Source organism: Streptomyces niphimycinicus (genome assembly GCF_018883605.1).
GTDB classification, from domain to species: Bacteria; Actinomycetota; Actinomycetes; order Streptomycetales; family Streptomycetaceae; genus Streptomyces; species Streptomyces niphimycinicus.
The window spans coordinates 1-10737 of record NZ_JAHLEM010000617.1; the positions used below are offsets into that span (position 1 = coordinate 1).

The 10737-nt window shown below is 72.5% G+C and carries 10 protein-coding genes and 1 pseudogene; 9 read left to right on the plus strand and 2 right to left on the minus strand.

Translation table 11 applies throughout. From position 1 onward, the window contains the following. Positions 1-278 (plus strand): sigma-70 RNA polymerase sigma factor region 4 domain-containing protein (locus KN815_RS37920; protein ID WP_507229922.1); only part of this gene is annotated, 278 nt, incomplete at its 5' end. Positions 279-399: 121 nt separating this feature from the next. Then, on the plus strand, positions 400-903 hold the full coding sequence (locus KN815_RS37925) for a GNAT family N-acetyltransferase (RefSeq protein WP_216346372.1): 504 nt from the start codon (positions 400-402) through the stop codon (positions 901-903). Between the two features lie 33 nt (positions 904-936). Here KN815_RS37925 and KN815_RS37930 read toward each other — a convergent pair whose 3' ends face one another. Both KN815_RS37930 and KN815_RS37935 read right to left on the minus strand, forming a co-directional pair. Continuing rightward, positions 937-1365: a hypothetical protein gene (locus KN815_RS37930; protein ID WP_216346380.1), complete on the minus strand. Its 429-nt coding sequence runs from the start codon at positions 1363-1365 to the stop codon at positions 937-939. A gap of 19 nt (positions 1366-1384) precedes the next feature. Beyond that, entirely contained in the window at positions 1385-1753 is a 369-nt protein-coding gene (locus KN815_RS37935) for a hypothetical protein (RefSeq protein ID WP_216346373.1), read from the minus strand. Between the two features lie 148 nt (positions 1754-1901). On the opposite strand from KN815_RS37935, the gene KN815_RS37940 reads away from it, so the two are divergent. The 7 genes and pseudogenes from KN815_RS37940 to KN815_RS37970 form a co-directional block, all read left to right on the plus strand. Beyond that, the gene (locus KN815_RS37940) at positions 1902-2549 is read left to right on the plus strand and encodes an HAD-IA family hydrolase (RefSeq protein WP_216346374.1); all 648 of its coding nucleotides are present in this window, start codon (positions 1902-1904) and stop codon (positions 2547-2549) included. A gap of 401 nt (positions 2550-2950) precedes the next feature. Next, positions 2951-4006, plus strand: a complete 1056-nt coding sequence (locus KN815_RS37945) for a methionine ABC transporter ATP-binding protein (RefSeq protein WP_216346375.1) — start codon at positions 2951-2953, stop codon at positions 4004-4006. Beyond that, on the plus strand, positions 4003-4791 hold the full coding sequence (locus KN815_RS37950) for a methionine ABC transporter permease (RefSeq protein ID WP_216346376.1): 789 nt from the start codon (positions 4003-4005) through the stop codon (positions 4789-4791). Before KN815_RS37945 ends, KN815_RS37950 begins: the two co-directional genes overlap by 4 nt. Positions 4792-4896: 105 nt before the next feature. Continuing rightward, entirely contained in the window at positions 4897-5718 is an 822-nt protein-coding gene (locus tag KN815_RS37955) for a MetQ/NlpA family ABC transporter substrate-binding protein (protein ID WP_216346377.1), read from the plus strand. Between the two features lie 197 nt (positions 5719-5915). Next, positions 5916-6563: a GNAT family N-acetyltransferase gene (locus KN815_RS37960; RefSeq protein ID WP_216346378.1), complete on the plus strand. Its 648-nt coding sequence runs from the start codon at positions 5916-5918 to the stop codon at positions 6561-6563. Positions 6564-6853: 290 nt separating this feature from the next. Further along, positions 6854-8107, plus strand: a complete 1254-nt coding sequence (gene cbiE, locus KN815_RS37965) for a precorrin-6y C5,15-methyltransferase (decarboxylating) subunit CbiE (protein WP_216346379.1) — start codon at positions 6854-6856, stop codon at positions 8105-8107. Between the two features lie 280 nt (positions 8108-8387). Beyond that, positions 8388-10737, plus strand: a pseudogene (locus KN815_RS37970) (nicotinate-nucleotide--dimethylbenzimidazole phosphoribosyltransferase); the annotation flags it as partial.

Here is a 10737-nt window from a genome sequence, read left to right on the forward strand (position 1 = left end):
CGCTCAGCGGCCCCGAGCCCCGCCCCGCCGAACACGCCGTACTGACCGCGGAGACCCGCCGGACGCTGCGCGCGGCGGTGCGGCGGCTGCCCGGCCGCTGCCCCGCGCTGCTCGCGGCGATGCTCTCCCGCTCCGACCTCACGTACCGCGAGATCGCGCACCAGTTGGGAATGTCACAGGGCAGTCTGGGCCCGGTACGTTCCCGATGTCTGGCTTGCCTGCGCAGAATGCTCATGGCGGAGGTTGCGGCTCCTGAACCATGGGGAAAGGAGCGATAGACAACCGGCGCCTCGGAGGCGGACGCCCACCATGCGGCGCCTCCACCCAGGCCATGAACCCTCGGTCGCACACCTACCCTCACCGCGGCCGGGGGACCGAGAATAGGGGAGGCATGCGCACATGGGCATGAGCGTGACCATCTCCGCGGCGACCGCGGACGACGCCGAGCAGATCCTGAAGCTGCAATATCTGTGCTACCAGGGCGAGGCTGAGCTCTACGGCGACTACTCGATCGAACCGCTGACGCAGTCGCTCGACGACCTGCGCGCCGAACTGAGCGGGGGCTGTGTGCTCGTCGCCCGGCTCGGCGCGGAGGTCGTCGGCTCGGTCCGCGGAGTCGTCGACGACAAGGGGACCGCCGCCATCGGCAAGCTGATCGTCCACCCGCGGATGCAGCGGCACGGCCTGGGCGGACGGCTGCTCGCGGCCATCGAGGAGCGGCTGACCGAGGACCGGGCCGCCAAGCGGTACCGGCTGTTCACCGGCCACCGCAGCGACGGCAATCTGCGGCTGTACCGCCGTTACGGCTACGCCCAGGTGGGCACCGAGGAGGTCAACCGCCGGCTGAGCCTGGTGACCATGGAGAAGGACGCCACGGCCACCGTGTACGCCGCCAGCGCCTGATACCCGGACGCGTGGGTCAAGGCCCGCCGGGGTTCAGCCCCGGCGGGCTTTGCGTAGCCACAGCAGGCCCGTGACCGGCAGGAAGATCGGGATGAACAGATAGCCCATCCCGTAGTCGGACCACACCGTCTGGTCGGGGAAGGCCGAGGGGTCGGCAAGGGTCCAGGTGCCCACGGTCAGCACCCCCACCAGCTCCGCCGCACAGCAGACCATCGCCGCCCTGCGCGCGCCCTCGCCGCCGCGCACCAGCGAGACCGTGATGAACGCGTACACCACGGCGGAGACCGCCGAGAGGATGTAGGCGAGCGGGGCCTCCTGGTACTGGGCGATGAGCTGGTAGATCGAGCGGGACGCGGCGGCCACGGTGAAGACCCCGTAGAGCAGCACCAGCAGCCGCCCGGGGCCCTGCCCCAGCCCGGTGCGCGCGTCCGCTTCCGCTTCCGCTTCCGTCTTCCCGGCCACCGGCCCCACCTCCGGTGATTCAGCCACCGACGCCTCCCCAGATGTCGTACAGCCGCACCTCGAGCACGGCCAGCACCACGGCCGCCGCGGAGACCGTCGCCGACCCCCAGCGGGTCCGTTCCGTGAGCGACATGAACGCCGCGACCGGCACCGCGAGCGCCGAGCCGATGAGGTAGGCCACGAAGATGGCCACCCCCTGCTGCGGATCGGCGCCGCCCGCCAGCCGCACCACTCCTATGCCCAACTGCACGATCGCCAGCAGTGCCACCACGGCCATGCCGATGAAGTGCCAGTCCTTGGTCGGCTGGTCCCGGTAGGCGGCGAAGCCGCACCACGCGGCGAGAAGGAGCGCGGTCACACCGAGCGCGACCGTCAGCGCGTCGATCAACGGGACCTCCGCGCGGTGCGGCGGCGCACCCGACGGCGGCGCACACAGGGAGTGACAAGCATGGGACGAGGGTAATCGGCCCGCCCGGCCGCGCTGCGCTCGGCCCCGCGCCCGAGGGCGTCCGCGAGCCACACGTACGCTGCGGCTCATGAAGATCTCCGCTGACGCGCTGTTGTTCGACAACGACGGAACCCTCGTCTCCTCCCTGGACTCGGTGCATCGCTGCTGGACCCGCTGGGCCGAGGAGCAGGGCATTCCTGCGGAGGACTTCGCCCGGGTCGAGCTCCATGGCCGCCCGGCCGACGACATCATCGCCGATCTGCTCCCCGCCGACCGTGCCCCGCGGGCCCGGGCGCGGATCGACGAGCTGGAGCTGGCGGACGTACCGGGCGGGGTGAAGCTGCTCCCCGGCACCGCCGAGCTGCTCGCGGGGCTGCCCGCCGCGCGCTGGGCCGTGGTGACCTCCGCCAACCGCCCGCTGGCCGAGGCCCGCCTGGCCGAGGTGGCGATACGCCCCGGAACGCTGATCACCTCCGACGAGATCACCCGCGGCAAGCCCGACCCCGAGCCGTTCCTGCTGGCGGCCGAGCGGCTGGGAGTCGACCCGGCACGCTGTGTGGTCTTCGAGGACGCCCCGGCCGGGCTCGCGGCGGGCCGTGCGGCCGGGATGCGGACCGTGGCGTTGACCACAACGACCGCCCGCGAGGAGCTGGTCGCCGACATCGTGGTCGAGGACCTGTCGGCCGTGTCCGCACGGCTTCTCGACGGGGGCGTGGAGATCACCTGCCGGGTCTGAACCGGGTCCGGCGACCCCCTTCCCTGTCCACGGACTGATCAAGCATGTCCGCTATACGGACATGCTTGATGGGTCCGTACACGTGTCTGCTTTACTTACAGCCATGACCACGACGAGCTGCCGCACCCCTGCGACCGAGGCGAACCCCACGCCCGGTGCTCGTTGTCGGTGTCGAATGTGTGACTGCTGAGGGCCCCCGCCCGAGCCTCGCGCCCCGAAGCGAGACCGGCTGAGCCGGACCCGTGCGCCCAGTTCGCCGGGCCGCGCCGCCCCGCGTCACCGGAACCCGAACCGCGCCCATACATCGCGCATCTCCTCGGGTCCGCCCTGCCGCGTTCCGAAATGAACGAGCCGTGCCCGGCGGTACCAACCGCCGCGCACTCAACAGTGACGGAAACCCTGTGATCACCACCACGGACCTGACCAAGGTCTACCGCTCACGAGGCCGCGAGGTCACCGCCCTCGACGGTGTCGATCTGCATGTCCGCGAGGGTGAGGTGTACGGCGTCGTCGGCCAGAGCGGCGCCGGGAAATCCACCCTCATCCGCTGCGTCAACCTCCTGGAGCGCCCCACCTCCGGCACGGTCACCGTGGCCGGCCAGGACCTGACCGCACTGGCCGGGCGCCGCCAGAGCGCCGGCTCCGCGCTGCGCCAGGCCCGCAGCCGTATCGGCATGGTGTTCCAGCACTTCAACCTGCTCTCCTCGCGCACCGTGCGGGACAACGTCGAGCTGCCCCTGGAGATCCTCGGCGTCTCCGGCAAGGAGCGCACCCGCAAGGCCCTGGAGCTGCTGGAGCTGGTGGGCCTCGGCGACAAGGCCAAGGCGTACCCCGCCCAGCTCTCCGGTGGCCAGAAGCAGCGCGTCGGCATCGCCCGGGCGCTGGCCGGCGACCCCAAGGTGCTGCTCTCGGACGAGGCGACCTCCGCGCTCGACCCCGAGACCACCCGCTCGATCCTCCAGTTGCTGCGCGACCTCAATGAGCAGCTCGGCCTGACCGTGCTGCTCATCACCCACGAGATGGACGTCGTCAAGACGATCTGCGACTCGGCCGCGCTGATGCGCGACGGCCGGATCGTGGAGTCCGGCCGGGTCAGCGAGTTGCTGGCGACGCCCGGCTCCGAGCTGGCCCAGGAGCTCTTCCCGGTCGGCGGGGTGCCCTCGGGCGAGGACCGCACGGTCGTGGACGTCACCTTCCAGGGCGAGGCGGCCACCAAGCCGGTCATCTCTCAGCTCTCCCGTACGTACAACATCGACATCTCGATCCTGGGCGCCGCGATGGATACCGTCGGCGGCCACCAGGTCGGCCGGATGCGGATCGAACTGCCCGGCCGGTTCGAGGAGAACGTCGTCCCGATCGGCTTCCTGCGGGAGCAGGGCCTCCAGGTCGATGTCGCGGCCATCGCCGACGGCCCGCGCGCGAACCCGACCCCGCTGCTCAAGGAGGGCGCCAAGTGACCTGGTCCGAGATGGAGCCCCTGCTGGAGCAGGCATGTTGGGACACCCTCTACATGGTCGGCTGGTCGGCTGTGATCGCCGTCGTAGGCGGACTGCCGCTCGGTGTGCTGCTGGTCCTCACCGACCGCGGCGGAGTGCTCCAGAACGTCGTGGTCAACAAGGTCGTCGGGCAGATCGTCAACGTCGCCCGCTCGATGCCGTTCATCATCCTGATGGTCGCCCTGATCTCCTTCACCCGGGTGATCGTGGGCACCACCATCGGCCCCGAGGCCGCGATCGTGCCCCTGGCCATCGGCGCCATCCCCTTCTACGCCCGGCTCGTGGAGACCTCGGTGCGCGAGGTGGACGGCGGACTGGTCGAGGCCGTGCAGTCGATGGGCGGCTCCACCTGGACCGTCGTCCGCAAGGTGCTGCTGCCCGAGTCGCTGCCCGCGCTGATCTCCAGCGCGACCACCACGATCGTCGCACTCATCGGCTACTCGGCGATGGCCGGCACGGTCGGCGCCGGTGGCCTCGGTGACCTGGCGGTCCGCTACGGCTATCTGCGGTTCGAGACCAAGTTGATGTGGATCACCGTCGCCATCCTCGCGGTGGTCATCTCCGTCATCCAGTTCGCGGGCGACATCGCCGCCCGCGGCCTGTCGCACCGCGGCCGCTCCTCGGTCGCCCCGCGGCTGGTGCTGCTGCGCGGCGGCGCGTCCCGGGCCGGGAAGCCCGCCGCGGCCCCGCAGCCGCGGACCGCGCCCGCCGAGATCGAGTCCGTGGAGCCGACCAAGGTCCCCTGAGCCCCCACCCCCACCCGCCTCCCGTACCCCCCCAGTACCACCCGGCCGTCATTCCGCTTCCGCACCCGTGGCGGATTCGTGCGCCCTCGAAGAAAGGCACTTTTCGTGCGTAACACCACCAAGACCGTCACCACTGTCCTCGCCGCCGGTGCGCTCGCCCTCGGCGTCGCCGCTTGCAGCCCCTCGTCCTCCGACGACAAGAACGGCGCGCTGGTCGTCGCCGCGAGCCCGGTCCCGCACGCGGAGATACTCAACTACGTCAAGGACCACCTGGCCGACAAGGCGGGGCTCAAGCTGGAGGTCCGGGAGTTCACCGACTACAACACGCCGAACCTCTCCACCCAGGACGGCTCGGTCGGCGCCAACTACTTCCAGAACCAGCCGTTCCTGGACGACTTCAACAAGAAGAAGGGCACCGACATCGTGCCCGTCGTCACCGTGCACCTCGAGCCGCTCGGCCTCTACTCGCACAAGGTGAAGAAGGTCGATGAGCTGGGGAAGGGCGCCACCGTGGCCGTCCCGAGCGACACGGTCAACGAGGCCCGCGCGCTGAAGCTGCTGGATGCGGGCGGGGTCATCAAGCTCAAGAGCGGTGTGGGCAACGAGGCCACCCCCAAGGACATCGTCACCAACCCCAAGGGCCTGAAGTTCAAGGAGCTGGAGGCCGCCCAGTTGCCGCGGTCGCTCGACGACGTGGACGCCGCGGTCGTCAACGGCAACTACGCCATCGAGGCGCACCTCAAGCCCGCCAAGGACGCCATCCTCCTCGAATCGCCCAAGAACAACCCGTACGCCAACTTCCTGGCCGTGAAGAAGGGCAACGAGGACGACCCGCGGGTCAAGAAGCTGGCCAAGCTCCTCACCTCCCCCGAGGTGAAGAAGTACATCAAGGACAAGTACCAGGGCTCCGTGCTGGCGTCCTTCTGAGCCGCGGCGCACCGCGACACCACCGCAACGATCGCGCCAACCTTGCCGCCCACCGGCGGATCCCCAGGGCTCCGCATCCGGACCACAACCGGATGCGGGGCCTTGCGATTCACCCCCCGTGCTGCGTTCTCCCTGCGTGATGCTGCATGCTGGGCCTCTCTACGGCCCTGAAACGACCCCCGGTTACGGAGCGGCGCATGACATCCACCTTCCCGGACATCTCCATCAGCACGGAACGGCTGGTGCTGCGCCCGTTCGAGGAAGCGGACGTACCCGCGCTCGCGGACATGATGAACGACGAAAGCATCATCGCCTGGACCCGGGCGCCCCATCCGTACAGCCCCGCCGACGCCCGCGACCAGGCGCTGCGGCTCGCCCCGGCGGAACGGACCACGGGCCGGGGAATCGTCTTCGCGGTCGCCGAATTCCTCACCCAGCGGCTGGTCGGCATCGTGCATCTGACCCATACCGACTGGAGATTGCTGGCCACCGAGGCCAGCTATATCGTCGCCCCCTGGGCGCGCGGTGAAGGCTATGCCTCGGAGGCGGTGCTGGCGGTGGCCCACTGGCTGTTCCAGGACCAGAAGTTCGAGCGCCTGGAGCTGCGCACCGCCGCCGGCAACACCGCCGCCCAGCAGGTCGCCCAGAAGGTCGGCTGCATCAGCGAGGGTGTGTTGCGCAACGCCTGGATAGCCCGCACCCAGACGGAGGACGGCGGCTGGACCGATATGCGCACCGACCTCATCGTCTGGAGTCTGCTCGCCGAGGACCTCGACGGCACCCCCGACCGGATCTCCGGGCCCGAGGGCTACGGCGTCTATCCCACCTACTCCGACTGGGGCTGACGCCCCGACCACGCCCCGCCGGGGCGGAGATCCGGCGCATTCGCGCCGCCCGCGCCCCCGGCGCACCACCCCCGCGCCCGCCCCCGCTCCGGCGGTCCGGACCAGCCGGGGTACTCTTCGTCCGCGCCGAGCACCCGCGCCTCGGCCGCATCCGGGACCGCGCCCCGCGCATCCGCGGCACACCGGCCGCGACCCGCCCGTGAACCTCACAGCCACACCACGCGACGTACGCGGCCCACCGCGACGCACCGACAGACCCGAACCGCCGCACACAGGGGAGAACAAGGACGATGGCCGACCGCGTCACGGTGATCGGTTGGGACGGCACCCCGCTGACGGACGCGGCCCGCTCCGCCCTCGCGGCGGCCACCCTGGTGGCCGGCGCCGCCCACCACCTGGCGCTGCCGGAAGTCCCGCCCGGCGCCGAACGGATCCGGCTCGGCAGCGTGGACCTCGCGGCCCGCCGGATCGCCCAGCACCGCGGCTCCGCCGTGGTCCTGGCCGACGGCGACCCCGGCTTCTTCGGCGTCGTCCGCGCCCTGCGCGCCCCCGAGCACGGACTCGAGGTCGAGGTCGTCCCCGCCGTCTCCTCCGTCGCCGCCGCCTTCGCCCGGGCCGGAATGCCCTGGGACGACGCCCAGGTCGTCGTCGCCCACAGCCGCGATCTGCGCCGCGCGGTCAACGTCTGCCGCGCCCACACCAAGGTCGCCGTCCTCACCTCGCCCGGCGCCGGCCCCGCCGAACTCGCACTGCTGCTCGGCCCGGTGCACCGCACCTTCGTCATCTGCGAGGCGCTGGGCACCGAACGCGAGCAGGTCACCGTGCTGACCTCCGACAAGGCCGCCGACCACGCCTGGCGCGACCCCAACGTCGTCATCGTCATCGGCGGCTCCGGCATAACTCCCGCCCGCGGCGGCCCGGCGGCCGGTGCCGCCCGCGGCACGCTTCAGAGCGGCGGCTGGATCGCCGGACGCGACCCCGGCTACCCGGGCGCCGTCCGCGGCTGGGCGCTGCCCGGCCCCGCGTACGGGACCGTGCTGGGCGAGAGCGAGTCCCCGCAACTGCGCGCCCTCCAACTCGCCCGGATCGGACCCCGCCTGGGCGACCTGGTCTGGGACATCGGAGCGGGCAGCGGGGCCGCGGCCGTCGAGACCGCCGGGTTCGGCGCCGCCGTCATCACCGTCGACCGCGACCCGGACGCCTGCGAGCGCACCGACACCCTGGCCCGCCGCTTCGGCGTACAGCTCCAGGTCGTCCAGGGCGTCGCCCCCGGGGTGCTGGAGGACCTGCCGGAGCCGGATGTGGTGCGGATCGGCGGTGGGGGCGCGCCCGTCGTCGCCGCGTGCGCCGCGCGCCGCCCCGAGCGCATCGTCACCCACGCCGCGACCCGAGACGAGGCGGAGGCCATCGGCCAGGCCCTGGAGGACGGCGGCTACGCCGTCGAATGTGTGCTGCTCCAGTCCGTCGAACTGGACACGCGGGGCTGGACGGAACGCGAGCGCGCGGTCGCCTTCATGCTCTGCGGCCACCGCCCGCACCAGTGATTTTGTCCTTGTGACGTTCGCCCCGAGCTTCGCCCCGGTGACCTGCCCCGGGCACCGCGCGAGGTAGGCTGGCGGATCGTTGTACTGCCTGTACCGCTGCCCGGCGTTCGGTGCTTTATTGGCCAAAGGCCGGAAAATGCCCCTCCCTTGGAGGGGTGGCGGTAGGCAAGCCTCGGGCGTGTCTACGTGCCGCGCACGGCGCATGCTCGTTCTTGCTCAGGGGGCTTGCTCTCGGCGGTAGGCGGTTGGAAGGAGCACTAACGATGGGCGAGGGGTACGCATGACCGACACCGGCCAGGTCCCGGGAGAGGGACTGCCGGAGAACGCAGGCGGACGACTCGGACATCCGCACCCGGCGGATGTCCATGCCCCGCCTGCCGACGCCGGTTACATCGAACAGCCGCATCCCGGTGCCCCTCCCGGCGCCGCCTACACCTTCCTCGACGGGCCCGAACACGTCGGCGAGGAGGACGATCTGCTGCTGATGCCGGGCGCCCAGGGCGCCTGGAGCGAGCAGCAGGCCCAGTACCAGACCGGGGCGTACGAGGCGGGTGTGCTCGACCCCGGCGCCGCCGCGTACGCCGAGACCCAGATGCCCGAGCCGCAGCCCGTGGCGGAGCAGCCCGTACCGCAGTCGGCCCCCGCCCAGGCCGCGTACGCGGCGCCCGCCGCCCCCGCCCGGCGACCGCTCCATATGGGCCCGCCGGTGCCCGACACCTCCAACGGCGTGGTGCGTTCACTCGCCGACCGGGGCCCGGCCGCGGGCCGGCACGCCGCGCCCGTACGCCAGCCGGAGCCCGAGCCGCAGGCCGCGCCGGAGCCACAGGCCATGCCGGAGTCGCAGGCCGTGCCGGAGCCGCAGCCGCAGGTGCCGCACCAGGTCGGGGCCCAGCCCGAGTACGGGGCGGGGCCGCAGCAGGGCGTTCCGGTGCCCGATCAGGGCGGGATGGCGGAGCAGCAGTTCGCCGGGCCCGAGCACTTTGCCGGGCCCGAGCAGCAGTACGCGGAGCCCGAGCAGTTCGCCGGGGCTGAGCAGCAGTTCGCCGGGCCTGAGCAGCTTGCCGAGGCCGAGCAGCAGTTTGCCACGGCTGAGCAGCTTGCCGCGCCTGAGCACTTCGTCGTTCCCGAGCACCCGGTCATGCTCGAGCAGCCGCTGGCGGCCGACTACTCCACCGCACCCCAGTACGCCGCCGGGCCGCAGTACTTCACCCCGCAGCCCGACGATCCGAGTCGGCTCCCCGGGCCTCAGCTCGCGGACCTCCCGCAGATGGTCGACGCCCCGCAGCCGGGGGACGCCTGGGACTCCACGCCGCCTGCCCAGCAAGCCGCCGCTCCCGCCGAGGCGGTCGGTACGGCTGAGGAGCCTCAGGTCGCGGAGGGGCCCGAAGCGGAGCCCGCTCCCGAGCAGTTCGCCCAGCCCGAGGCGATGGCGCCGGAGGCACAGCCGGTCGCGATGGACCAGGCGTACGGGGACCCGGCGGTCGCGGACCCGCACCAGACGGGCGCGACCATTCCGGCCCAGGCCGGGGAGCCCGTCATGGAGCCCGCCCCGGAGGCCGCCGTGGCCGAGGAGCAGGTCCTCGACATCCCGGCCCAGGCCCAGGCCGAGCCCATCACCGAACAGCCCGAGGCCCAGCCCGCCCCCGCCCCCGAGGCCGTACCGGAGATCCCGGCGCAGTTGGCCCATGAGCCGGTCACGGCCGAGGAGCCGTACGCTCCGGCCGCCGAGGCCCCCGCCCAGGAGCTGCCGGACCAGCCCGCCGAAACGGTGGAGCAGGCCGTCGTGGACCCGGCGCCCTCGATAGTGGCCGATGTGGCCGACGAGGCCGACGAGGCGCCTCAGCCCGAGGAGGCCGCGGCCGAGGAACCGGCCGCCGAGGAACTGGCCGCTGCCGAGACGCCGCAGCGGGAGGCGCCCGTCGAGCCGGAGGCCGAGGCCGCGCCCGAAGCGGAGGTCGTACCGCAGGCGGAAGCGGAGGCTGCGGTGCCGGAGGAGCCCGCCAAGACGCCTGAGCAGGCGGCGGCCGAGCCGGAGCCCGCGGCCGAGGCCGTGGCTGAGGAGCAGGCTCCCGAGGCCGAAGCGGCGGACACCCCGGAGGCCGAGGCCACCGAGAGTGAAGCCGCTGAGGCGGAGGCACCCGAGACCGCCGAGGCCGAGGCGGCACCCGCCGAGCCGGACGCGGAAGCGGCGGCCGAGGCAGCGCCGGAGGCCGGAGCCGAAGCCACCGAGCCCACGGCGGAGCCTGACGCAGGGGCGGCGGCCCAGCTCACCGAGCCCGAGGCCACGACGCCCGAAACGGCACCCGAAGCCGAAGCCGAAGCCGAAGCCACGGAGCCTGAGCCCACCGAGCAGGAAGTCGGCGAGCCGCAGGCCGGTACCGCTGAGGCCGCTGGCCCGGAAGCCGTCGAGCCCGCAGCCACTGAGCCCGCAGCCACCGAGCCCGAGGGCGGCGCGGCCGCAGCCACCGGGCCCGAGGCCGGGACCGCCGAACCGGAGCCCACCGCCCCGGAAGCCGCCGAGCCGGAGCCCGAGCCTCAGACGGAGCCCGAAGCGGCCACCGAGCCCGAAGCGGACACCACCCCCGAAGCGGCCCAGGAATCCACACCGGAGCCCGAGACCGACGCCGACG

Coding starts and splice junctions, on each gene's coding strand:
- KN815_RS37940 (WP_216346374.1), top strand. CDS start 1,902: ATGAAGATCTCCGCTGACGCGCTGTTGTTCGACAACGACGGAACCCTC.
- KN815_RS37925 (WP_216346372.1), top strand. CDS start 400: ATGGGCATGAGCGTGACCATCTCCGCGGCGACCGCGGACGACGCCGAG.
- cbiE (WP_216346379.1), top strand. CDS start 6,854: ATGGCCGACCGCGTCACGGTGATCGGTTGGGACGGCACCCCGCTGACG.
- KN815_RS37960 (WP_216346378.1), top strand. CDS start 5,916: ATGACATCCACCTTCCCGGACATCTCCATCAGCACGGAACGGCTGGTG.